Here is a 23412-nt window from a genome sequence, read left to right as displayed (position 1 = left end):
CCGACGCGGCCCGGCCCGGCCGCCAGTGCTGGCCCCGTCGGTTTTACAATCGATGAGGGCTCGGCTCTTTTATGTGCGCTATTTCACCTCGCGGCTGGGCTGCGCCGTTTGCGTCGTCGGTTGAGTGATGCGCAGGCTGCTGACGGCCGCCGCCAGGGTGGCGAACACCCCAGCCAGGATCAGTGAAGCGTGGGTGCCGGAGGCTGGGAACAGGTTGAACATCAGCGCCACCAGGGCGGCTCCCGAGGTTTGTCCCAGCAGACGGGCAGTGCCCAGCATGCCGCTGGCGCCGCCGCTGCGGTTGCGCGGTGCGGCGGAGATGATGGTGTGGTTGTTGGGTGACTGGAACAGGCCGAAACCGGCGCCGCACAGCACCATGCGCCAGATGATGTCCATATTCGACGGCGCCGCGGGCAGCAGCGCCAGCGAGAACAGCCCGAGCGCGAACACCGCCAGCCCGATGCAGCCCAGCAGGCCGGCATGCACGCGTTCCACCAACCGGCCGGCGATCGGGGCCATCACCACGATCGCCAGCGGCCACGGCGTCAGCAGCAGCCCGGTCGCCACCTCGTCGCGGCCCAATGCGCTTTGCAAGAAGAACGGCAGCGACACCATCGCCAGCATTTGCGCGGCAAACGAGCAGATTGAGGTGCCCATCGACAGGGCGAAGATCGGAATGCGCAGCAGATCGACCGGCAGCAACGGAAATTCCTGGCGCAGCTGGCGGCGCACGAACAGCGCGCCAATCGCCAGCAGCGCGGCGATCTCGCTGAAGATCAGCGTCAGGCTCTGGCCCTGGGCGAAGCCGCTGATGGCGGTGATCAGCAGGCCGAAGGTCAGCGCGTTCAGCACGGCGCTGGTGGGATCGAAACGGCGGTTATCGCTTTTTTGGCCGTTGGCCGGCAGGAATTTCATCCCCAGCAGCAGCGCGACGATGCCGATCGGCAGGTTGATGGCGAACAGCCATTGCCAGGACGCGACCGACAGGATAGCGGCCGCCACCGTCGGCCCGGCCGCCGAGGAGCAGGCGACGATCAGCGAGTTGATGCCCATGCCGCGGCCGAGAAAACGCTGCGGGTAGATGATGCGGATCAGCGCGGTGTTGACGCTCATGATGGCGGCGGCGCCAAAGCCCTGCAGCACGCGGGCGATGGTCAGGGTGAGCAGCGAGTCGGACAGGGCGCAGAACAGTGAGGTGATGCTGAACACCAGCAATCCAGCCTGATAGATGCGGCGATAGCCGACCAGATCGCCGAGCGACGCCAGCGACAGCAAAGAGACGGTGATCGCCAGTTGATAGGCGTTAACCACCCAGATGGAACTGGCCGGACTGGCGTTGAGATCGCGCGCGATGGTGGGCAGCGCCACGTTGGCTATCGCGCCGTCGAGCACGGATACGGTAATGCCGAGGGCGATGGCGAGGATCGCCCCATAGCGTTGCGGGACGGGGAGGCCGTCGGAACAAGGACGCATGCAGGTCTCAGCGGTATTTATTCAGGAGAGTATTATCATGCTAATCATATTCGCCTGCGATTGCATGCCCCTTGTCCGCTTAATTGTAAACGGCGGTGAGCGGCAGGCGGTTATTCATTTGGCTTCAATCGCTTAGCCTTCAGCTGCGTTGCGCGTCGCGATCTGTTCCGATTATACTGAAACCCTTGTTTAAATTTCCTGAAACAAAACCGTTAAGTAGGGTATTCGCCATGGCTAACGCAGATTCAGACAAGCAACCGGATGCCGTCTCATCCGTGATGAAAGTGTTCGGCATTTTGCAGGCGCTCGGCGATGAGCGCGAGATCGGCATTACCGAACTGTCCCAGCGGGTGATGATGTCTAAAAGCACCGTCTACCGGTTTCTGCAGACCATGAAAGCGCTGGGTTACGTTTCACAGGAGGGCGAGACGGAAAAGTATGCGCTGACGCTCAAGCTGTTCGAACTGGGCGCCAAATCGTTGCAGAACGTCGATCTGATCCGCAGCGCCGACGTGCAGATGCGCGAGCTGTCGAATCATACCCGTGAAACCATCCACCTCGGCGCCCTGGACGAGGATGGCATCGTCTACATCCACAAGATCGACGCGATGTACAACCTGCGCATGTATTCGCGCATCGGTCGCCGCAACCCGCTGCACAGCACCGCCATCGGCAAGGTGCTGCTGGCCTGGCGCGATCGGGATGAGGTGGCGCAGATCCTGTCGCAGATTGAATTTACCCGCAGCACCGAGCATACCCTGACCAGCGCCGCCGAACTGTTGCCGGTGCTGGATCGGGTGCGTGCGCAGGGATACGGCGAAGATGCCGAAGAGCAAGAAGCGGGGATCCGCTGCATTGCGGTACCGGTCTTCGATCGGTTCGGGGTGGCGATCGCCGGGCTGAGCATTTCTTTCCCGACGCTGCGCTTTTCCGACGCGGCGCGGGAGGAGTATGTGGCGTTGCTGCACGTCGCCGCCCGACGCATTTCCGAACAACAGGGCTATTACGACTATCCGTTCTGACCCTTCGCTTCTAAGAATCAGGCGCTGCCATGGCAGCGCCTTTTTGTTATTTTGCGCCCGGCGTCAGCCGCTGCGCAATCCGCTCCAGCACTAACATCAGCAGCAACGTGGCCACCACCAGGATCATGGTCAACGTCGCGCCGTTGGCGATGCTGCCGCGATCGGTCAGGCTGAAGATAGTGACCGGCAGCGTCGTCCAGCTCGGCGGGTAGATCATCATAGTCGCGCCCAGCTCCCCCATTGACAGCGACAGGCTGAGGGCAAAGGCGGAGATCATATAGGGAGCGATCATCGGCAGGGTGACGTGGCGCAGGCGAAACAGCGGCGAAGCGCCCAGGCTGGCGGCGACGTTTTCGTAGTCGCTCGAAAGCCGGGTCAGCCCGGCCATCACGTTGCCGAAGGTGAAGGCGGAAATCAGCACGAAGTGGGCGGCGGGCACGATCAGGAAGGTGCCGTTCATCTGCAGCGGCCCCTGGCTGAACGCCACCAGCATCCCCAAACCGATAGAGACCGAAGGCACCGCGCTGGGAATGAAAAACAGCGTGCCCAGCAGCCGTTGGCCGCGTTCAGGCACGTGGCGCAGCGCCAACGCCGCCCAGGTGCCGCACAACAACGCGAATAGGCTGGCGCTGAAACCGATAGCCAGGCTGGCGACCAGCGCGTCCCAGGAGGCGCCGCTGAACGCCTGGCGGAAGTGGCTGAGGGTGAAGCCGCTCGGCAGCACGCCGCTCCACTGTTCACTGAGGCTGGACATCAGGATCACCGCCAGCGGCAGGCAGAAGAACAGGGCGAACAGCGTGACCGCCAGTGTGCAGGTCAGGGTGCGTCCGGTGCGAGACCAAATCAACATCGTCAGTTCCTCAGCCCGGCGCGCGCCGCGGCGTAGCGGTAAAGGGAGAACAGCCCGAGCGACAGCGCGATATTCACGACGGCGATCGCGCAGGCGACGGCGTAGTCCGATTCCAAAATCGCTTTGGCGTAGACCATCATCGGCAGCGTGGTGACGCCCTTGGCGCCGATAAACAGCACGATGCCGAACTCATTGGTGGTCAACAACAAACACAGGCTGCCGCCGGCCAGCAAGGCCGGCAGCGCGGCCGGTAAAATCACCTGGCGCACCACCCGTCCCGGCCGGGCGCCGAGGATGCTGGCGGCCTCGAGCTGGCTGCGGTCGATCTGCGACAGCGCCGCCATCAGTGGGCGCATCACCAGCGGGGTAAACACGGTGATTTCCGCCAGGATCACCCCCCAAATGGAGTAAAGAAAATCCACCGGCGGCAGGGTGAAACCAAAGGTCGCCATCAGCGTGCCGTTCAGCAGGCCGGCGGAACCGTAGATGAACGTGAAGGCCAGCGTGATGAGGAAGGTCGGCATGGCGATAAAGGTATCGATCACCCGGGCGATCAGACGGCTGCCGGGGAACGGCGTGAACACCAGCAGCAGCGACAGCAGGGTGCCGAGCACCAGGCAGCCCAGCGTCGCCAGCAGCGCGATCTGCAGCGTGTTGAGAAGGGCGCCGACAAAGCGGCGTGATTCGAACGCCTGCTGCAGCGCAGCGGCGCTGAACAGCCCTTGGTCGTCGGTAAACGCCTGTTTGACGATCAACGCCAGCGGGTAGAAAAACAGCGTCGCCAGCGCTAGCAGCGGCAACAGGATCCACAGGCGGCGCGGCAAACGCAGCCGCTGGGCCGGGCGAATAAGCGTAGAGTCGGTCATGTCAGTCCTCGATCAGTACCGCATCGTCGGGGGCGAAATAGAGCGGCACCCGTTCGCCGATCTGCGGCATCCGGCTGCGATGGGTGGTGACCACGCGCAGCGGGTGGCCTTGCGCGTCGAACTGCAGGTGCGTCAGTTCACCCTGCCAATGAATACCGCGCAGCGTGCCGATAAGGCAGTTGCTACGCTGGGCGTCGGCATCGAGCGCAATATGCTGCGGCCGGATGCACAGCAGCTTGTCGAAGCCGCGTTGTGCGCCGTAGGTGAAACAGCCGATCACTTTGCCGGCGCAGCTGACGGTGGTCATGCCTTGCCCGGTGGTGGTCTCCAGCGCGGTGGCCGGCAGCAGGTTGGCGCGGCCGAGAAACTCGGCGGCGAAGCGGTTCGTCGGATGGTGGTACAACGCGCGGGTTTCGCCGTGGGCGATCAGGTGGCCGTCGCGCATGATGCCGATCTTGTCCGCCAGCGTCAGCGCTTCGCCCTGATCGTGGGTGACGTACAGGATGGTCAGATCCGGCAGCTCGCGGTGCAGGCGGGCGATCTCTTCCACCATGCTGTGGCGGATTTGCGCGTCCAGCGCCGACAGCGGTTCATCCAGCAACAGCACTTTGGGGCGCACCGCAATGGCGCGGGCGATCGCCACCCGCTGTTGCTGGCCGCCGGAAAGCTGGCTGGGATAGCGCCTGGCGTAGGCGGACATGCCGACGATGGCCAACGCTTCTTCGACGCGCTCGGCGGTCAGGCCGCGCGGCTTGCCCTGGGCGCGCAGGCCGAACGCCACATTGTCTTCGACGCGCATATGCGGAAACAGCGCATAGTTCTGCACCACCATGCCCAGGCCGCGTTCATAGGGCGGCACGTCGGTGACATCGATATCGCCGATGGCGATGCGTCCGGCGGACGGCTGCACGAAACCGGCAATCGCTCGCAGTACGGTGGTTTTGCCCGAGCCGGAGGGGCCGATCAGCGCCAGCACTTCGCCGGGCGCGATGGTGAGCGTCAGGGGTTTCAGCACTTCGGTACCGCGGTACGACACGCTGACGCGGTCGAGCTGAATGCCCGACGGCCCGGCGATGTCCCGGCTGTTATCCCGCGCCTCAGCGCGGGAAGCGAGAAGGGAAGGCATGGTCAGCGTCATTCTGTCACCTTGTGCCAGCGGGAAATATCGGCGGACAGGCTGCTCACCACCTGATTCCAGTCCGGCGCCCAGATATCCACGCCCTGCAGCGCAGCCTGCGACTGCCTGAAGTTATCGTCGGTCGGGGTCACGTCTTTACGCACCGGCATGCCGTAGGAAATGGCGCTGACGCTGCTCTGCGCCTCTTTGCTCAGCAGGAAATCGATCAGCTTTTTGCCGTTGGCGCTTTGCGGCGCGCCTTGCACCAGGCCGATGTAGTAAGGCAGCACCAGCGTGCTGCGCTTGCCGTCCGGCCCGGCCGGCCAGAACACCTTCACGTTCGGGTTGCTGCGCATCTGCGCCAGGTTCATCTGCAGATCGCCGTTGGCCACCAGCAGCTCCCCTTTATTGACCAGCGCGGTCAGCTTGCCGGTGGAGGCGGAAGGGCCGACGTTGTTGCTTTGCAGTTTGCCGAGGTAGTCGAAACCGGCGTCTTTGCCGCCGAAGCTGTGGAACGCCTGCAGCATCACCGCAGTGCCGTCGCCCGCCTGGCCCGGCGTGGAGTACTGCAGCTTATTGCGGAACTGCGCGTCCAGCAGCTGTTGGTAGCTGGCGGGCGCCTGCGGCAGCAGTTTGGCGTTATAGATGAAGCTCAGGTAGTTGTTCACCAGCGGCACGAACTGTGGCTGCGCATCGGCGATTTGCGCGGCAGCCTGCGGGGTAAAGTCCTGCAGCAGTTTTTCCGCCGCCGCGCGTTGAATGAACGGCGGCAGCGTCACGAGCACGTCGGCCTGCGGGTTGCTGCGCTCTTTCGACAGGCGTTCCACGATGGCGCCGGAGCCGCCTTCGACGTACTGCACCTTGACGCCGGTCGCCTGGGTGAAGGCGTCGAACTGCGTTTGATACCAGCTGTGATCGCCGTCGTGCAGACCATCGGCGGAGTAGACGGTCACCACCGCCTCGGCGGCCCAGAGCGGCGCGGAGCCGAGTGCGATGGCGGTCATCACGACCAGTCGAGAAAGTTTCATAGCTTCAGCCTCACTGTTACGGGTTAATGCGAAACTGGTATACACCAGATATGCGGCCACGCTAATCGGCGAATATGACAAACAAATGAAATCAGCAAAATATCATTGCCGGGAACGGGGAGGACGACGCGGGAGAGAAAGGCGGGCCTGCGTGCGCAGGCCCCGTTGGGCAGGGGGTTAAAGCGTATCGACTTCGATGCGCAGGCTGTCGTGGCGCCAGTATTCGATATCGAAATCGAGAATGCGGCCGTGCTGATCGTAATTCAAGCGGCGCAGCAGCAACGCGGGCAGGCCGACCATGGCACCCAGCGCGTTGGCGGCGCGATAAGGCAGGGCGGTCGGGTAGAACGACAGGTGCATGTTGCTGTAAATCAAATCGTAATGCTGCTGATAAACCTCGGTCAGGCTGCCGTTGAGATCGTGGCTGAGCAGTGCCGGCACCCGTTGCGGCAGGCAGTGGTTCTCGCAATAGCAGATGGCGCGGCCGTCGGCATAGCGCACCCGGCGCAGCAGATACACCTGATCGAACGGTTCGAGCGCCAGCGGCTGCATCACGTCGAGCGGCACCGTGGTTTTTTCGCCGGACAGCAGCGCGGTGCGTGGCGTGCGCCCTTGCTCCTGACAGAGACGGTGGAAGTTGGTGTTTTGCGTCGGATCCAGCCACAGCCGCTCCGGCGTGACGAACCAGCCGCGACGATCGGCGCGGTAGATGGCGCCGGTGGCTTCCAACTGCGCCAGGCTCTCGCGGATGGTGACGCGGGTGGTGGAGAAGATGGCGCACAGCTCGCGCTCCGAAGGCAGCTTGTCGCCGGCCTGCAGCGCGCCGCGGGTGATGCGCGCCTGAAGCTGATCCTTGATCTGCAGATAGTGGGGCATATCGCCCGGATGTTCTTTCATTTCATCTCGCTATGGCATCGGCCTGGCATTCCGGCCCGCTTATTATACATAGCCAGATGAATTTTTTGTTTCACCGCGCTTTGCCGTTTGACCTGGGAAGGAATTTGCCGCCACAATCAGCGTAATCTGGTATAGACCAATAGGTGAATAACATGTCCGACCGTAACTACCTGCTGTTGACCCCCGGCCCGTTGACCACGTCGAAAACGGTGAAAGAGGCGATGCTGTATGACAGCTGCACCTGGGATGAAGATTACAACCTCGGGGTGGTGCAGCGCATTCGCCAACGGTTGGTGGCGCTGGCGACGCCGTCCGCCGGCTATACCTCGGTGCTGTTGCAGGGCAGCGGCAGCTTTGCGGTAGAGGGCGTGCTGGGCACGGTCATCGGCCCGCACGACAAGCTGCTGATCGTCAACAACGGTGCCTACGGGGCGCGGATGATCGAAATGGCGCGGCTGATGGATATCGACCACCACGCGTTCGACTGCGGCGAGGTGAACGAACCGGACGTGGCGGCGATGGAGGCGGTGCTGAAAAGCGATGCGCGCATCAGCCATATCGCCATGGTGCACTGTGAAACGACCACCGGCATGCTCAACCCGCTGCAGAAGGTCGCCGGTCTGGCGGCGCGCAACGGCAAGACCTTTATCGTCGATGCGATGAGCAGCTTCGGCGGCATCCCGCTGGATGTGGACGCGCTGGGCATCGATTTTCTGATCAGCTCCGCCAACAAATGCATTCAGGGCGTGCCGGGCTTTGCTTTCGTCATCGCCCGCCGCAGCGAACTGGAGAAATGCGCCGGCCGTTCGCGCTCGCTGTCGCTGGATTTGTATGCCCAGTGGCGCTGTATGGAAGACCAGGCCGGCAAATGGCGCTTTACGTCGCCCACTCACACCGTGCTGGCCTTCGCACAGGCGCTGAAAGAGCTGGAACAAGAGGGCGGCATTGCCGCGCGTCACGACCGCTATCACGCCAATCAGCGTCGGCTGGTGGCGGGCATGCGTGAACTGGGCTTTGAGACCCTGCTGGACGATGCGCTGCATTCGCCGATCATCACGGCGTTCTATTCGCCGAAGGCCGACACTTACCGCTTCGCCGAGTTTTATCAGCGCCTGAAGCAGCAGGGCTTCGTGATTTATCCCGGCAAAGTGTCGCAGAGCGACTGCTTCCGCATCGGCAACATCGGCGAAATTTATCCGCAGGATATCGAACGTTTGCTGGCGGCCGTCGGGCAGGCGATGTACTGGAATCAATAAGGATTGACCATGAAACAGATCAACGCAGTGATCCTCGACTGGGCCGGCACCACGGTGGATTTCGGCTCCTTTGCGCCGACGCAGATTTTCGTCGAGGCGTTCAAACGCACTTTCGATATCGACATCAGCCTGGCGGAAGCGCGCATTCCGATGGGGCTCGGCAAATGGCAGCACATCGAGGCGCTGGGCAAACTGCCGGCGGTCGACGCGCGCTGGCGACAGAAGCTGGGCCGCTCGATGAGCCATCAAGACATCGACGCGCTGTATCAGGCGTTTATGCCGCTGCAAATCGCCAAAGTGGTCGACTTCGCCGATCCCATCGAGGGCGTGCCGCAGGTGATTGCCGCTCTGCGTGAACAGGGCATCAAAATCGGCTCCTGCTCCGGTTATCCGCGCGCGGTGATGGCGGTGCTGGCGCCTGCCGCAGCGCAGCGCGGCTACGCGCCGGATTACTGGGTCGCCACCGACGATCTCGCGGCCGGCGGGCGACCGGGGCCGTGGATGGCGTTGCAAAACGTGATTGCGCTGGGCATCGATGCGGTGGCGCATTGCGTGAAGGTGGATGACGCGGTGCCTGGCATTGCCGAAGGGCTGAACGCCGGGATGTGGAGCGTTGGGCTGGCGCTGTCCGGCAACGAGTTTGGCGCGACCTGGCAGGAGTATCGCCAAATGCCGCAAGGGGAGATCGAGCGCCGTCGCACGGCCGCCGCCGATAAGCTGTACGCGGCGGGCGCGCACTATGTGATAGATACGCTGGCGCAATTGCCGGGTGTGATCGCTGATATCAACCGGCGGCTGGCGAACGGCGAGCGGCCGTAACGACCGAACGCAGGGCATAAAAAAACCGGGGATCATCCCCGGTTTTTTCGTTCGCGGAAGGCGTTAACGGTGAGCCAATTCGACTTCGTCTTCGCTGTCCATCACGGCTTTGTCGGTTTGCTTCATCAGTTGGCTGGTGATGGTGCCCGCCGCCATGGAACCGTTGACGTTCAGCGCGGTACGGCCCATGTCGATCAGCGGTTCGACCGAGATCAGCAGCGCGACCAGCGTCACCGGCAGGCCCATCGCCGGCAGCACGATCAGCGCGGCGAAGGTGGCGCCGCCGCCCACGCCCGCCACACCGGCGGAGCTGAGGGTGACGATGCCGACCAGGGTGGCGATCCACACCGGATCCAGCGGGTTGATGCCGACGGTCGGCGCAACCATCACCGCCAGCATCGCCGGGTAGAGGCCCGCACAGCCGTTCTGGCCGATGGTGGCACCGAACGACGCCGAGAAGCTGGCGATGGATTCCGGCACGCCCAGGCGGCGAGTCTGCGCTTCCACGTTCAATGGAATGCTGGCGGCGCTGGAGCGGCTGGTGAAGGCGAAGGTGATTACCGGCCACACCTTGCGGAAGAACTTCAGCGGGTTCACGCCGGTGAAGGCCAGCAGGATGGCGTGTACCACGAACATGATGGCCAGACCGATATAGGAGGCCACCACGAAGCTGCCGAGCTTGACGATGTCGTGAATGTTGGAGCCGGCGACCACTTTGGTCATCAGCGCCAGCACGCCGTACGGCGTCAGCTTCATGACCAGACGCACCAGCTTCATCACCCAGGCCTGCAGGGTATCGATAGCCACCAGCACGCGCTCGCCTTTCGGCTTGTCGTCTTTCAGCAGCTGCAGCGCCGCCACGCCGAGGAAGGTGGCGAAAATCACCACGCTGATGATCGAGGTCGGGCTGGCGCCGGTCAGATCGGCGAACGGGTTTTTCGGGATGAACGACAGCACCATCTGCGGCACGGTCAGATCGGCCAGTTTACCCACGTAGTTGGTCTGGATCGCCGTCAGGCGCGCGCTTTCCTGCGCCCCCTGCACCAGGCCTTCGGCGGTCAGGCCGAACAGGTTGGTGACCAGCACGCCCACCAGCGCCGAGATCAGCGTGGTGAACAGCAATGTGCCGATAGTCAGAACGCTGATTTTGCCCAGCGAAGAGGCGTTATGCAATTTGGCGACCGCGCTCAGGATAGAGGCGAAGACCAGCGGCATGACGATCATTTGCAGCAGTTGCACATAGCCGTTGCCGACAATGTTGAACCAACTGATGGATTCTTTCAGTACCGGGTTGTCGGCGCCGTACACCAGCTGCAGCCCCAGACCGAACACCACGCCGACCACCAGGCCGACCAGCACTTTTTTCGCCAGGCTCCATTGCTTGTGGCGGGTTTGCGCCAGCAGCAAAAGGAGCGCGACAAACACCAGCACGTTAATCACGAGCGGAAGATTCATCCCCAATATCTCCAATAATCTTTCTTATATAAAAACGACTACGCACCATTAGGTGTGTCGCGATGTAAATATCGTAACAGTTTGCCGAGGGGCTCACTTATATCCAAATGGAATTTAATATAGCTTTTTGTGTGATTTTGTTCATTTTATATACGCATGGGTGATGAGTTGAGCGATTTTTTGTGATCAGAGTCTAATATTTCTGATTTGCTCTACGTAGGATTGCACCGGGAGGGTGAAATCACCTTGCCAGCAGATGGCAAACGCCACCAGGCAGAGGCACAGCACGCGCTCCAACTGATTGCCTTTTTGCGAGTTGAGCAGCGGCAGGCGAAAACGCCAGCGGCACGGCCACAGCAGCGGCACACCGGCGGGGGTGAGCATGTCGGCCAGCAGATGGCTGAAGTAACCGATGATCATGGCGTGCAGCGCGTCGGCCGGGATCGGCCAACTGCGCGGCACATCAAGCTGAAACAGCACCATGCCGCCGGCGATCGCCAGCAGGCTGTGGGTGAAACCGCGGTGGCCGAAGGCGCGGGCGATGGGAATGGCGATCCAGCGCAGACGCTGGCCCAGCACCGACTTGGGGTGATCGATGTCCGGCAGCAGTGAGGTCAGCAGCGCGGCGGGTATGATGTGCCACCAGTCGCCGGTAGCCAGCTCTGGCGTCACTTCCGCCTTCTTGGCGAAGATCGCGCAAGCGACAGAGAATATAAGGTGTCCTTCCGCGGTCATGCTGTTGCGATTCCGACTGGTAAACTGTTAATTTATCCAGTATATGGGAAAATTCCCAGTAGTGGAAGCAGTTACCCTGTAACCAATTGTTTATTTTTCCCTGTTTTACAACGGCTTGTTACGGCAATGGGTAACAAAGCATCGATTTTGACGGGCGAGAACAAAAAGCGGGCGATGGGGGGCGTATGGCGGTGAGAAAAAAGACGGTTGCTCAGCGTGTGGCGGGAGGAAGCGGCGGCCTTGAACCGCGCTGCGTGGCAGTGACAACGCGCCGCGGGCCGTCGCTTTCCCTGCCATACAGCATAATGGAAACGTCATGCCAATTCAATAAAATGAAACGGTGTTTCGTTTATTTTGCGGTGCGGATCCCTTTTATGACGCAGAGCGGCAAACCCAGGGCGCCGATGGCCGGCGCCGCAGGTCAGGCAAAGTGGGCGGGGGTGAGCTGTTCCAGGGTGTCCAGCTTGTGGTCCGCCAGCGCCCAGCGCGGATCGTGACGGTATTCGGCTGCCGGGATCACGATGGAGCGCATGCGTGCGGCCTTGGTGGCGATCATGCCGTTAAACGAGTCTTCCAGCGTGATGCAGCGCAGCGGATCGCTGCCCAGGCGTTCGGCGGCGATCAGGTAGACCTCCGGGTGCGGCTTGCTGTACGGCAGGTCTTCGGCGGAAACCAGCTGATCGAAGTAATCCTCAAGCTCGAACATCTTCAGCACTTGCCGTTGCATGTGCAGCGGCGAGGCGGAGGCGAGACCGATGTTCAGCCCCTGGCTGCGACACAGCTCCAGCGCCTGCTGAACGCCCGGCAGCAGCGGGCGCGTCTCGTGCACCAGCTCGATGGCGCGCTCGATAATCCGCGCCGACACCTCATCAAGCGAAACCCCTTGCCACGGCATCGCCTGATACCACATCTTCACCACCAGATCGATGCGCAGCCCCAGCGTGTCCGGCAGCTTGTGACGGTCGGACAGATCCAAACCCAGCGCGCCGAAGATATCCAACTCAGCCTGCAGCCACAGCGGTTCCGAGTCGATCAACAAGCCGTCCATATCAAAAATTGCGGTTTCAATGCGTTGCGAATAAGCCATTAACGGTTAACTCCTGCCGGCGCGGGTGAATGTGCCCGACACTTTATCATCGCCGGTGACGAGACTAAAACCTTTGCCTGCGCGTTTGGCTTTTGCCAAAACGCAGGATATTCCACACCTCGCGCAATTTTAGCCACCAGCGCTGGTGTTGACGCTCGGTGACCTGTTGCAACATGCGTGCGTAGTCCAGCACCAAACCCGGCGTCCAGGTCATGCTTTCGCCGCGGCTGCGCAGTACCGCCAGCATCCACAGGTTGGGATCGAGCACCAGCAACAGAAAGCGGCGCCACAGATGTTTATCGCCCAGCACGCCTTCCAACGCGCTGTCGAGCGCGCCGATGACCGTGGTGGAGCAGTTGCGCCGGGTCAGATTGTAGGTGGCGTCCTGCCGATAACGCAGCCAGAATGCGCGCAGCGCCGCCGGGTTATAGCGGTAGAATTGAATTTTCTTGTCCGGGGGGCACCAGGCGGCGATCTCGCCCGCCAGGTCGGGCAGGAAACGTCCGTCGACGTTGTTCTGTTCGCCGGCATGCAACAACTGGCGGAAATCCTGAACGGAATGGCTGATGTCGTTGAGCGGATAGTGACTGATATACACATCCGGCGCGAGCGCCAGGGCGGCGTGACCGGTGGAGATATTGCCGCCGCCGTCGACCGCCGCGATGTATCGGTCGACGATATAACGCCGGCGCGGATCTTTAGCCGCACCAATCGGTGTCCAGACATACACCGTGAGCGGCGCAGTCTCATCCTCCGGGTGCGGTGGCTGCCGCGCGGGGTGCTGATTCAGAGAGAAGGTTGTCAGTCTCCGGGCGATACGCAATAAGGCCCAGCCGGAAAGCACCATCATCACGCCGAGGCAAAAGGGAACCGTCATCCGATGCGGCGCCGGCCAGCCGACAAAAATCATCAACGAAAGCAGGATCTCGCCGCTGCCCGCCAGCGCCACGCCTTTCCATCGACTGTGTTGAATCACCGTGGAGGAGGCGATGCGCACGGCGCCGTCAAGCAGCAGCGCGCTGCCAAACACCACGGTGGCGACGATGTTATCGTCTGCGGGCACGTCCAGCATTAAAAAGGCCATAAAGACAAAACCCAATCCTTTCAGCAGCACTGGCCTGCTGGCCGAAGAGCCGATCACCAGCGCGGCGGATACCGCCACCAACCCCTCCAGCGCCAGGATGACCGCCAGCGCATCCAGCGCCAGCACCGACCGGCCATCCTGCAGGATGTCGAACAGCATCAGCGCCCCTGCGGCTATCCACAGCCAACCGAACAGCACCAGCAGACGGCGCTGACCGTGCAGCGCCTGCGCGCCCAGCAATAAGATAATCAGTCGAATCATGGCGGCCTCTGCCCGAATGGATAACGTTATCTCTTCAATGATAGTGTGCCGGCGCGGTTAAGTTTTTGATTTCGACTAATTCGGCTAAGCTTGTAGCACAGCGGGAGTGAAGAAAACGGTGGGCGAGTTTCGCCAACAGCAGGTAGACTTAGCCGATTCGGTTACGTCGCTAACAAGGGGAACACATGACGTATCAACAGGCCGGGCGTCTCGCCATTTTGAAACGCATTCTCGGATGGGTGGTTTTTATCCCGGCGTTGCTGTCGACGCTGATTTCCGTGCTGGGTTTTATCTATCAGCACAGTGAAAAAACCAAGGGCATCAACGCGGTGATGCTGGATTTCGTTCACGTGATGGTGGACATGGTGCGTTTCAACACGCCGTTCCTGAACCTTTTCTGGTACAACTCACCGGTGCCCGACGTGGATAAAAGCCTGTTCAGCGGCGCCAATCTGATGTTCATCATCATCTATATTCTGATCTTCGTCGGGCTGGCGCTGCAGGCTTCCGGCGCGCGCATGTCGCGTCAGGTCAAATTCATCCGCGAAGGGTTGGAAGACCAGATGATCCTGGAGCAGGCCAAGGGCAGCGAAGGGCACACGCGCCAACAGCTTGAGGAGCGCATTACGCTGCCGCACCACACCATCTTCCTGCAGTACTTCCCGCTGTACATCCTGCCGATCGTGATTGCGGTGATCGCCTGGTTCGTGATCCGCCTGTTGGGGCAGTTGGCCGGCGCGGCCTGAACCATGAACGGGGCGCCGCTCGGCGCCCCGGAACGTTATGACGCTTCGGGCTGCAACAGCGCCTCCACCGCGCGTTGGGCTGCCACCAAATGCTGGCCGCCGAACAGATTGCTGCGGTTGAGCAGGTAGTACAGCTGATACAGCGGCTGGCGTTCGATAAATCCGGCCCCCAGCGGCCACACGCTCTGATAGCCGTCGTAGATCTGCGGCGGCAGCTCCGGATACAGCGGCAGCATCGCCAAATCGCACTCTCTGTCACCCCAGTAGCTGGCCGGATCGAACAGTATCGGCCCGTTGGCGGTCATCGCGCAGTTGCCCGGCCACAGGTTGCCGTGCAGCAGGGAAGGCTGCGGCTGGTGGTGCTGCAAGCGCAGATACACCCGATCGACGATGTCGTCGATGTCGCCGAAGGTCATGCCTTTTTCCGCCGCCAGCTGCAGCTGCCAGCCGATGCGCTGCTCGGCGAAGAATTCCGACCAGCGGCGTTGCCAGGCGTTGGGTTGCGGGGTGGTGGTCAGATCGCTGTCGAAGTCGAGACCGAACTGCGGTTGCTCGCTCCACTGGTGCAGATGCGCCAGTTGTTGCCCCAGGCAGTAGGCGCCATGGGCGTCGAGGGGTTTCAACTGCTGATACTCCAGCAGCAGGAAGCTGTAGTCGCGATCGCTGCCGACGCCGTACACTTCCGGCACCCGCACGCTTTTGCTGCGCGCCAGCAGCGCCAGCTGATCGGCCTCGGCGGTGAATATCGGCAGTTGTTCACGGGCGTCGCATTTCACGAACACCTCGTTGTCACCGTAACTCACGCGCCACGCCGGGTGAATGTCGCCCCCGGGCAGTTCAATCCTTTCGCGTATCTCTGCGCTGCCAAGATGTTCACTTAACAGACGGCTAACGGCTTGCCACATGGTATTTCCCCCTCTGTGCTGCCTGATAATTCATTAGGTTAGCGTCTTTCCCGTGGTGAAAACACGACGCGGCGCACAGCCGGCGTCAAAGGCGGCGATTTTTTCAGCATCCCGCCAGCTCACAGTATATACCCTATTGATTAATTTAAGCGCAATACCGGTTGCAACTTGATGACAACGGATAAGGGGGCAGAGGAAATAGGATGCGGCGGAGAGCGCCGCCGCATCAGAGGAGGGCGTTTAACTGTCGCCCAGGGCGGTTTGGTTACGCTGTAACGGACGCAGTTTACCGTACAGTAAGGCGATAACGAACAGCACGGCCTGTACAATGACGATGCAGGGCCCGGTTGCGCCGTCGATGTGGAAACTGATCAGCGTGCCGAGCACGCAAGAGAACACCGACACCACCGTCGCCACCATCAGCATGCGATCGAAGCGGCGGCACAGCATAAAGGCGATGATGCCGGGGGCGATCAGCATGGCGATCACCAGGATCACCCCCACAGCCTGCAGCGAGGCGACGATGGTCATCGCCAGCAGACACAGCAGCCCGTAGTGCAGCAGCTTGACCGGCAGGCCAATCACCCGCGCATGGTGCGGATCGAAACAGTAGAGCATGAAGTCTTTGCGTTTAAGCAACACCACCGCCAGGGTGAGGCCGGCGATCAGCAGGGTTTGCTTCAGCTCGCCGTCGGTGATGCCCAGCATGTTGCCGAACAGTATGTGGCTCAGGTGCTGGTCGGTGTCGATGCGCGAGAACAGCACCAGGCCGAAGGCGAACATGCCGGAGAAAACGATGCCCATCACCGTGTCTTCTTTCACCCGGCTGTTCTCTTTCAGGTAGCCGGTGGCCACCGCGCAGAAGATGCCGGAGAGGAAGGCGCCGATCGCCAGCGGAATGCCGATGACGAACGCCACTACGATGCCGGGCAAGACGGCGTGCGAGATGGCGTCGCCCATCAGCGACCAGCCCTTGAGCACCAGATAGCAGGAGAGTACGGCGCATACCACGCCGGTGACGATGGCGGCGACGATCGCCCGCTGCATGAACGGGTAGGCGAAGGGTTCGCTGAGCAGTTGGTAGAGTGTGTCCATCAGCGGCCTCCGGTTGGTGACTGTGCTACGCGACGTTTTGCCGCCAGCAGGCCGTGTTTCGGCGCGAAGCAGAACGCCGCCAGGAACACCAGCGTTTGCAGGGTGACGATCACCCCGCCGGTGGCGCCGTCGAGGAAGAAACTCAGGTAGGCGCCGATGCCGCTGGTCAATGCGCCGATGATGATAGCGATGATCACCAGCCGGCTGAAGCGGTCGGTCAGCAGATAGGCGGTGGCGCCCGGCGTGATCACCATGGCGATCACCAAAATGGCGCCGACGGTTTGCAGTGCGGCGACGGTGCAGGCGCTGAGCAGGGTGAAGAACAGGATCTTCAGCTTCAGCGGCGACAGGCCGATCGACACGGCGTGGCTTTCGTCAAAGAACACCGCCAGCAGATCTTTCCACACCAGGCATAGGATCAGCAGCGAAACGCCGATGATGATCTCCACCTGCAGCACGTCTTCGTCGGCGATGCCGAGGATATTGCCGAAGATGATCGACTGTACGTTGACCGAGGTGGGGTTGAGCGACACGATCAGCAGGCCGACGGCAAAGAAGGTGGAGAAGATAAAGCCGATGATGGCGTCTTCGCGCAGCCGGGTGATGTGGCGCACCAGCGTCATCGCCAGCGCCGCCAGCATGCCGGTGAAGAAGGCGCCGGCGGCGTAGGGCAGGCCGAGGGCATAGGCGCCGGCCACGCCGGGCACCACCGAGTGCGACAGCGCATCGCCCATCAGCGACCACCCTTTCAGCATCAGGTAGGCGGACAGAAACGCGCAGGCGGCGCCGACGATGGCGCTGACCCAGATGGCCTTCACCATGTAGTTATAACTGAAAGGTTGCAGCAGAAGGTCCAGCATCAGGATTGTTTCTCCCTGGCCTGACTGTTGGCAGGCGGATCGCTCTTGGTGTGGCCATAGAACACCGCCGGGCGTTCATCGTCGGTCAACACCGTGACGGTGCGCGGATCGTTGTCGTCGTGCAGATCCGGGCCGGAGAGGTTGATATGGCGCAGCACGCCGCCGAACGCCAGCTCCAGATTGCTCTGGGTGAAGGTGGTTTCGGTCGGGCCGGCGGCCAACACCGTGCGGTTGATGAGGATCACCCGATCGCAGAACTCCGGCACGCTGCCGAGGTTATGGGTGGAAACCAGGATTAAATGCCCCTCGTCGCGCAGCGAGCGCAGCAGATCGATAATGGCATTCTCGGTTTTCACATCCACGCCGGTGAAAGGCTCATCCAGCAGCAGCACCGTGCCCTGTTGCGCCAGGGCGCGCGCCAGAAACACGCGCTTTTTCTGACCGCCGGAGAGTTCGCCGATCTGCCGGCCGCGCAGCTCGCTGAGGCCGACGCGCTCCAGCGCCTTGTCGACCCGCAAGCGATCCTCGCGCGACGGAATGCGCAGGAAATTCATCTTGCCGTAGCGGCCCATCATCACCACGTCTTCCACCAGCACCGGGAAGTTCCAGTCGACGTCTTCGGTTTGCGGCACGTAGGCGATCAGGTTCTTTTTCAGCGCGTCCGCCACCGGTTTGTCGCTCAGCGACACCCGGCCGCTGGTGGGCTTGACCAGCCCCATGATGCTTTTGAACAGCGTCGATTTACCGCTGCCGTTAACGCCCACCAGCGCGCAGATAGAACCGCCGCTCAGGGTAAAACTGGCGTTATGAATGGCGGTGTGCCCGTTGTTGTAGGTCACGGTGACGTCGTCCACGCTCAATTCAGGGCGGACAAACAGCTCATGGGTCATTGATCGAATCCTTTGGCGATGGTTTGCACGGTGGTGTTAAGCAGATCGATATAGGTCGGCACCGGGCCATCGCGGGTGGACAGCGAGTCCACGTACAACACGCCGCCGTATTTGGCGCCGGTCTCTTTCGCCACCTGCCTGGCCGGCTTGTCGGAAATGGTGCTCTCGCTGAACACCACCGGAATATGGTGGGCGCGCACCGCGTCGATCACCCGGCGGACCTGTTGCGGCGAGCCTTGCTCATCGGCGTTGATCGGCCACAGATAGACTTCTTTCAGCTGATAGTCCTGTGCCAGGTAGCTGAAGGCGCCTTCACTGGTCACCAGCCAACGCTGCGCGGCCGGAATGCGCGCCAGGCGTTCGCGCAGCGGAGCGTCCAGCGCGCCGATTTTCTCTGCGTAGGCCTTGGCGTTGCGGTTGTAGGTTTCCGCATTGGCCGGATCGTGCGCCACCAGCGCTTTGCGGATGTTTTCGATATATACCAGCGCGTTGCTCGGTGACATCCAGGCATGCGGGTTCGGGTTGCCGTTATAGGGCCCTTCACGGATCGGCAGCGGGGTGATGCCTTCGGTCACGACCGCCGCCGGCACCTGCTTGATGTTCTCGAAGAAGCGCTGGAACCAGCGTTCCAGGTTCATGCCGTTCCACAGGATCAGGTCGGCGTGCTGCGCTTTGACGATATCGCGCGGGGTGGGCTGGTAATCGTGGATCTCGGCGCCCGGTTTGGTGATGGATTCCACGACGGCGGCGTCACCCGCCACGTTCTGGGCGATATCCTGAATGATGGTGAAAGTGGTCACCACGCGCAGCTTTTTTTCCGCCAGCGCGGGTTGGCTGACCAGAGCGGCACCGAGCAGCAAACAGGCGAGCGTGAAGGGGCGTAACAGTGCGGCAGCGCGGGGAGGGCGACTGCGACGAAAAGCGCAAGTTATCAATGGCATGATGACGTCTCCTGGTTCAAATGAAAATGATTATCAATATCAATTGAAGCGAAGTCAAGCGTCACTTGCCCACCGCCGGCGGGGCTATTTCTCCAACTGAAAAATAATTCCGTCCGGGGAGTTATAGCATTTTATGTATCAGTATGTAACCGCTGAAGGTAGTCCTTACAGGTGCAGATCGCCACCTCCGGCTGTTTTCCCAACGCCAACTGCCCGAACCCCTGCGCCAGACGCTGCACATCCTCTTGATCCAGAACGGTTATGAACGCAAAACTGTTGCTGCCGAGTTCATGATGAACGCCATTTTCGTCTGTCACCGACGTGACAAAACCTTCACGGGTCAATTGCCCGGTCAGCTTGGCCAGGTCGGTCAGTCCCGCTTCCTGATAGCGAAAAGTCACCACAAAGCAGCTTGTTGCAGATTGACTCATAAATCACCTCTTGGTATATGGATAGCTTGAGATTAGTCCAAAAAATTACTGCAGGTGTCCTTACAAGTTGTATATGCTACGCAACTCATTGAAAGGAGTGAGGGATTCTGTGAAAACAAAAATAGGTTGCCTTACGGCAATTTTGCTTTTGTCGGGGTGCGCCAAAGACCCGCAAACGGCGAGCAATATTTCAGGCAGTGGCACAACGCGCGGCGGTTGGTTAAAACCCCCTCCGCAGGCACCGGTAAACCGCACAGGCACCCCGGTTGCTTATAACGATTACATTCGTCAGGCCGCCAGCAACTACGGCGTCGACGAAACGCTGATTAAAGCGATTATTCAGGTGGAGTCCGGGTTTAACCCGAACGTGGTCAGCACCTCGAACGCAGTGGGATTGATGCAGCTGAAGGCTTCTACCGCCGGCCGCGACGCCTATCGCATGAAAGGACGAAGCGGGCAACCCAGCTCGCGTGAGCTGAAGGATCCGGCGGTCAATATTGATCTGGGAACGGCCTATATCAATATTCTTCAAAGCCAGCAGCTAGCCGGGATCAACAACCCACAGACTTTGCGTTACGCCACCATCGTTTCGTATGTGAACGGGGCGGGCGCTATGTTGCGCACTTTCTCCTCGGACAAGCGCGTGGCGGTTAATCGCATCAATCAGATGAGTCCGGATGAGTTTTATCAGCACATCCAGAAAAAGCACCCGGCACCGCAGGCGCCGCGCTATTTATGGAAAGTTACCACCGCTTATCAGGCGATGTCGCAGTAATCCCATCCTTTGAATCGGCCGCCGAACGCGGCCGATTTTGTTTTCGGCGTCAGTTTTTAGCGCGACCCGCCTCTCATTTTTCGTTATTTCCTCATCGCTTATCAGAAAAACCGCACAAAAAGTTAAATTTACGTTAGCAGATAAATCTTTACGTTCATTCAATAAGTTACCGGTAACATTTTTGCTTTTGCTCGCATTCTGACCTTCAATAAATAGACAAATAAGTAACAAATTATTTTAAAAACCCGTATCGATCGCAAGGTTGCGGTTAAATAGTTGTGACTATCTTTGGATGGAATGTGACATGTCGAATCATAAAACCAACAATTCGCGGCGCGATTTCTTGTTGAAATCGATGACCTTAATTCCTGCGGCGGTAATTGGTGGCAGCGGCGTTGGCGCGCTGACGGCCCCAGCACCAGCGGTCGCTGCCTCGAACACTTCAACGCAGAACGATTACCAACCGACCTTTTTCACCCCGGAAGAGTGGGCCTTCATCAAGACCGCCGTCGCGCGCCTGATCCCGGCCGACGAACGCGGCCCTGGCGCGCTGGAAGCCGGCGTGCCGGAGTTTATCGATCGCCAGATGAACACGCCGTACGCCACCGGTTCCATCTGGTACATGCAGGGGCCGTTCAACCCCGATGTGCCGAAGGAAATGGGCTACCAGCTGCCGCTGGTGCCCAAGCAAATCTACAACCTCGGCATCCATGACGCCGACGCCTACAGCAAGAAAACCGCCGGCAAGCCTTTCGCCGAACTGGATGGCGCGCAGCAAGACGCCCTGCTGCAAAAGTTCGAGTCCGGCGAGGCGGAGTTCCAGCAACTGCCGTCGAAACTGTTCTTCTCCTATCTGCTGCAAAACACCCGTGAAGGTTTCTTCAGCGATCCGATCCATGGCGGCAACAAAGACATGGTTGGCTGGAAGCTGATTAATTTTCCGGGCGCGCGCGCCGATTTTATGGACTGGGTTGAGCGAGGGGAGCGTTATCCCTTCCCGCCGGTCTCGATTCGTGGGGAGAGGGGCTAACCATGGCAACGGTAATGAAAAAAGTAGACGCGGTGATCGTCGGCTTCGGCTGGGTGGGCGCGATCATGGCCAAAGAGCTGACCGAGGCCGGCCTCAACGTGGTGGCGCTGGAGCGCGGCCCGATGCGCGACACCTACCCGGACGGGTCTTATCCGCAGGTGATCGACGAGCTGACCTATAACATTCGACGCAAGCTGTTCCAGGATCTGTCGAAAAGCACCGTCACCATTCGCCACAACAGCAGCCAGACCGCGGTGCCTTACCGCCAGCTGGCGGCGTTCCTGCCGGGCACCGGCGTCGGCGGCGCCGGTCTGCACTGGTCGGGCGTACATTTCCGCGTCGATCCGATCGAACTGCGCATGCGCAGCCATTATGAAGAACGCTACGGCAAAAACTTCATTCCGAAGGACATGACCATCCAGGACTTCGGCGTGACCTACGACGAGCTGGAACCGTTCTTCGACAAAGCGGAGAAAGTGTTCGGCACCTCCGGCACCGCCTGGACCATCAAAGGGCAGAAAGTAGCGCAGAAGGGCGGTAACCGCTTTGCGCCGGATCGCTCCGACGACTTCCCGCTGCCGGCGCAGAAAAACACCTACTCCGCCCAGCTGTTCGAGAAAGCGGCGCTGGAGGTGGGTTACCACCCTTACAACCTGCCGTCCGCCAACACCTCGGACTCTTACACCAACCCGTACGGCGCGCAGATGGGCCCATGCAACTTCTGCGGTTTCTGCAGCGGCTACGCCTGCTACATGTATTCCAAAGCCTCGCCGAACGTCAACATCTTGCCGGCGCTGCGCATGGAGAAACGCTTCGAGCTGCGCACCAACGCCAACGTGCTGAAGGTCAACCTGACCGATGACAAGTCCCGCGCCACCGGCGTGAACTACGTCGATGCGCAGGGCCGCGAGATTGAACAGCCGGCCGACCTGGTGATCCTGGGCGCGTTCCAGTTCCACAACGTGCACCTGATGCTGCTGTCCGGCATCGGCAAGCCTTACGATCCGGTGACCGGCGAAGGCGTGGTCGGGCGCAACTTCGCCTACCAGAACATGACCACCATCAAGGCGTTCTTTGATAAAGACGTCTTCACCAACCCGTTCATCGGCGCCGGCGGCAACGGCGTGGGCGTGGATGACTTCAACGCCGACAACTTCGATCACGCCAAAGAAGGCTTCGTCGGCGGTTCGCCGTTCTGGGTCAACCAGGCGGGCACCAAGCCGATCTCCGGCCTGCCGACCCCTCCGGGCACCCCGGCCTGGGGCAGCAAGTGGAAAGCGGCGGTGGCGGATGCCTACACCCACCACGTCTCGATGGACGCCCACGGCGCGCACCAGTCGTACCGCAACAACTATCTGGATCTCGATCCCAACTACAAGAACGTGTTCGGCCAGCCGCTGCTGCGCATGACGTTCGACTGGCAGGAAAACGACATCAAGATGGCGCAGTTCATGTACGACAAGATGGCGCCGATCGCCAAGGCGATGAACCCGAAACTGATCGCCGGCAGCCCGAAAAACGCCAACAGCCACTTCGATACCACCAGCTACCAGACCACCCACATGAACGGCGGTGCGGTGATGGGGGAAGATCCGAAGACCAGCGCGGTCAACCGCTATCTGCAGAGCTGGGATGTGCACAACGTGTTCTCGATCGGCGCATCGGCCTTCCCGCAAGGGCTGGGCTACAACCCGACCGGCACCGTGGCGGCGCTGGCTTATTGGTCTGCCCGCGCCATTCGCGAGCAGTATCTGAAAAACCCAGGCCCATTGGTGCAGGCATAAGGACG

General features: G+C 60.9%; 23 protein-coding genes. 7 read left to right on the top strand and 16 right to left on the bottom strand.

All coding sequences use genetic code 11. The annotated features are described in order from the left end of the window. Positions 1-78: 78 nt before the first annotated feature. On the bottom strand, positions 79-1473 hold the full coding sequence (locus J0X03_RS13315; protein ID WP_033642854.1) for an MFS transporter: 1395 nt from the start codon (positions 1471-1473) through the stop codon (positions 79-81). A 230-nt stretch (positions 1474-1703) separates the two neighbouring features. Here J0X03_RS13315 and kdgR point away from each other — a divergent pair, with 230 nt between their 5' ends. Then, positions 1704-2495 carry a DNA-binding transcriptional regulator KdgR gene (gene kdgR, locus J0X03_RS13310; protein ID WP_160204207.1) on the top strand — a complete coding sequence of 264 codons (792 nt, stop codon included), beginning with the start codon at positions 1704-1706 and terminating at the stop codon, positions 2493-2495. A gap of 46 nt (positions 2496-2541) precedes the next feature. Here kdgR and J0X03_RS13305 read toward each other — a convergent pair whose 3' ends face one another. The 5 genes from J0X03_RS13305 to phnR all read right to left on the bottom strand — a co-directional run bounded on the left by J0X03_RS13305 (position 2542) and on the right by phnR (position 7253). Next, complete coding sequence (locus J0X03_RS13305; RefSeq protein WP_160204208.1) at positions 2542-3345, bottom strand: ABC transporter permease; 804 nt, start codon at positions 3343-3345, stop codon at positions 2542-2544. Between the two features lie 2 nt (positions 3346-3347). Beyond that, positions 3348-4211 carry a 2-aminoethylphosphonate ABC transporter permease subunit gene (phnU, locus tag J0X03_RS13300; protein WP_042784336.1) on the bottom strand — a complete coding sequence of 288 codons (864 nt, stop codon included), beginning with the start codon at positions 4209-4211 and terminating at the stop codon, positions 3348-3350. A gap of 1 nt (position 4212) precedes the next feature. After that, positions 4213-5337: a 2-aminoethylphosphonate ABC transport system ATP-binding subunit PhnT gene (gene phnT / locus J0X03_RS13295; protein ID WP_230358655.1), complete on the bottom strand. Its 1125-nt coding sequence runs from the start codon at positions 5335-5337 to the stop codon at positions 4213-4215. Between the two features lie 8 nt (positions 5338-5345). Continuing rightward, complete coding sequence (locus tag J0X03_RS13290; protein ID WP_033652475.1) at positions 5346-6356, bottom strand: 2-aminoethylphosphonate ABC transporter substrate-binding protein; 1011 nt, start codon at positions 6354-6356, stop codon at positions 5346-5348. Between the two features lie 177 nt (positions 6357-6533). Then, on the bottom strand, positions 6534-7253 hold the full coding sequence (gene phnR, locus J0X03_RS13285; RefSeq protein ID WP_047026219.1) for a phosphonate utilization transcriptional regulator PhnR: 720 nt from the start codon (positions 7251-7253) through the stop codon (positions 6534-6536). Between the two features lie 152 nt (positions 7254-7405). On the opposite strand from phnR, the gene phnW reads away from it, so the two are divergent. Together phnW and phnX are read left to right on the top strand one after the other, a co-directional pair. After that, positions 7406-8509, top strand: a complete 1104-nt coding sequence (gene phnW, locus J0X03_RS13280; RefSeq protein WP_033652472.1) for a 2-aminoethylphosphonate--pyruvate transaminase — start codon at positions 7406-7408, stop codon at positions 8507-8509. A gap of 9 nt (positions 8510-8518) precedes the next feature. After that, positions 8519-9328: a phosphonoacetaldehyde hydrolase gene (gene phnX, locus J0X03_RS13275; protein ID WP_047576043.1), complete on the top strand. Its 810-nt coding sequence runs from the start codon at positions 8519-8521 to the stop codon at positions 9326-9328. Positions 9329-9391: 63 nt separating this feature from the next. Here phnX and J0X03_RS13270 read toward each other — a convergent pair whose 3' ends face one another. The 4 genes from J0X03_RS13270 to J0X03_RS13255 form a co-directional block, all read right to left on the bottom strand. After that, on the bottom strand, positions 9392-10783 hold the full coding sequence (locus J0X03_RS13270) for an L-cystine transporter (RefSeq protein WP_033652470.1): 1392 nt from the start codon (positions 10781-10783) through the stop codon (positions 9392-9394). Between the two features lie 186 nt (positions 10784-10969). Continuing rightward, positions 10970-11518 carry a metal-dependent hydrolase gene (locus tag J0X03_RS13265; RefSeq protein ID WP_042784339.1) on the bottom strand — a complete coding sequence of 183 codons (549 nt, stop codon included), beginning with the start codon at positions 11516-11518 and terminating at the stop codon, positions 10970-10972. Positions 11519-11939: 421 nt separating this feature from the next. After that, positions 11940-12605 carry a hexitol phosphatase HxpB gene (gene hxpB / locus J0X03_RS13260; protein WP_047026217.1) on the bottom strand — a complete coding sequence of 222 codons (666 nt, stop codon included), beginning with the start codon at positions 12603-12605 and terminating at the stop codon, positions 11940-11942. 64 nt (positions 12606-12669) lie between these two features. Then, positions 12670-13950 (bottom strand): HdeD family acid-resistance protein, encoded by a 1281-nt coding sequence (locus J0X03_RS13255; protein WP_033652468.1) that lies wholly within the window; start codon positions 13948-13950, stop codon positions 12670-12672. 185 nt (positions 13951-14135) lie between these two features. Here J0X03_RS13255 and J0X03_RS13250 point away from each other — a divergent pair, with 185 nt between their 5' ends. Beyond that, positions 14136-14696 carry a YniB family protein gene (locus J0X03_RS13250; protein ID WP_025302601.1) on the top strand — a complete coding sequence of 187 codons (561 nt, stop codon included), beginning with the start codon at positions 14136-14138 and terminating at the stop codon, positions 14694-14696. A 35-nt stretch (positions 14697-14731) separates the two neighbouring features. Here the strand turns inward: J0X03_RS13250 and J0X03_RS13245 are convergent, their stop codons facing one another. From J0X03_RS13245 to ghoS, 6 genes are all read right to left on the bottom strand, one after another. Then, positions 14732-15601, bottom strand: a complete 870-nt coding sequence (locus J0X03_RS13245) for a fructosamine kinase family protein (protein ID WP_033642864.1) — start codon at positions 15599-15601, stop codon at positions 14732-14734. Between the two features lie 240 nt (positions 15602-15841). Beyond that, entirely contained in the window at positions 15842-16696 is an 855-nt protein-coding gene (locus tag J0X03_RS13240; protein ID WP_033652467.1) for a metal ABC transporter permease, read from the bottom strand. After that, on the bottom strand, positions 16696-17556 hold the full coding sequence (yfeC, locus tag J0X03_RS13235; RefSeq protein WP_016927980.1) for an iron/manganese ABC transporter permease subunit YfeC: 861 nt from the start codon (positions 17554-17556) through the stop codon (positions 16696-16698). The genes J0X03_RS13240 and yfeC overlap by 1 nt, the downstream gene beginning before the upstream one ends. After that, complete coding sequence (locus J0X03_RS13230; RefSeq protein WP_033642866.1) at positions 17556-18446, bottom strand: manganese/iron ABC transporter ATP-binding protein; 891 nt, start codon at positions 18444-18446, stop codon at positions 17556-17558. The genes yfeC and J0X03_RS13230 overlap by 1 nt, the downstream gene beginning before the upstream one ends. Beyond that, the gene (locus tag J0X03_RS13225) at positions 18443-19387 is read right to left on the bottom strand and encodes a metal ABC transporter substrate-binding protein (RefSeq protein WP_033642867.1); all 945 of its coding nucleotides are present in this window, start codon (positions 19385-19387) and stop codon (positions 18443-18445) included. Before J0X03_RS13225 ends, J0X03_RS13230 begins: the two co-directional genes overlap by 4 nt. A 131-nt stretch (positions 19388-19518) precedes the next feature. Continuing rightward, positions 19519-19818, bottom strand: a complete 300-nt coding sequence (ghoS, locus tag J0X03_RS13220; RefSeq protein WP_033642868.1) for a type V toxin-antitoxin system endoribonuclease antitoxin GhoS — start codon at positions 19816-19818, stop codon at positions 19519-19521. A gap of 109 nt (positions 19819-19927) precedes the next feature. On the opposite strand from ghoS, the gene J0X03_RS13215 reads away from it, so the two are divergent. The 3 genes from J0X03_RS13215 to J0X03_RS13205 all read left to right on the top strand — a co-directional run bounded on the left by J0X03_RS13215 (position 19928) and on the right by J0X03_RS13205 (position 23407). Continuing rightward, positions 19928-20593: a transglycosylase SLT domain-containing protein gene (locus tag J0X03_RS13215; protein ID WP_004931439.1), complete on the top strand. Its 666-nt coding sequence runs from the start codon at positions 19928-19930 to the stop codon at positions 20591-20593. 304 nt (positions 20594-20897) lie between these two features. Further along, positions 20898-21623, top strand: a complete 726-nt coding sequence (locus J0X03_RS13210) for a gluconate 2-dehydrogenase subunit 3 family protein (RefSeq protein ID WP_160204210.1) — start codon at positions 20898-20900, stop codon at positions 21621-21623. 2 nt (positions 21624-21625) lie between these two features. Next, the gene (locus tag J0X03_RS13205) at positions 21626-23407 is read left to right on the top strand and encodes a GMC family oxidoreductase (protein ID WP_004931432.1); all 1782 of its coding nucleotides are present in this window, start codon (positions 21626-21628) and stop codon (positions 23405-23407) included. The last annotated feature ends 5 nt before the right edge of the window (positions 23408-23412 follow it).

Source organism: Serratia ureilytica (assembly GCF_017309605.1).
In the GTDB taxonomy this organism is placed as follows: Bacteria; Pseudomonadota; Gammaproteobacteria; order Enterobacterales; family Enterobacteriaceae; genus Serratia; species Serratia ureilytica.
The sequence above is the reverse complement of the archived record's forward strand: the minus strand, read 5'-3'. Positions and strand labels throughout refer to the sequence as shown.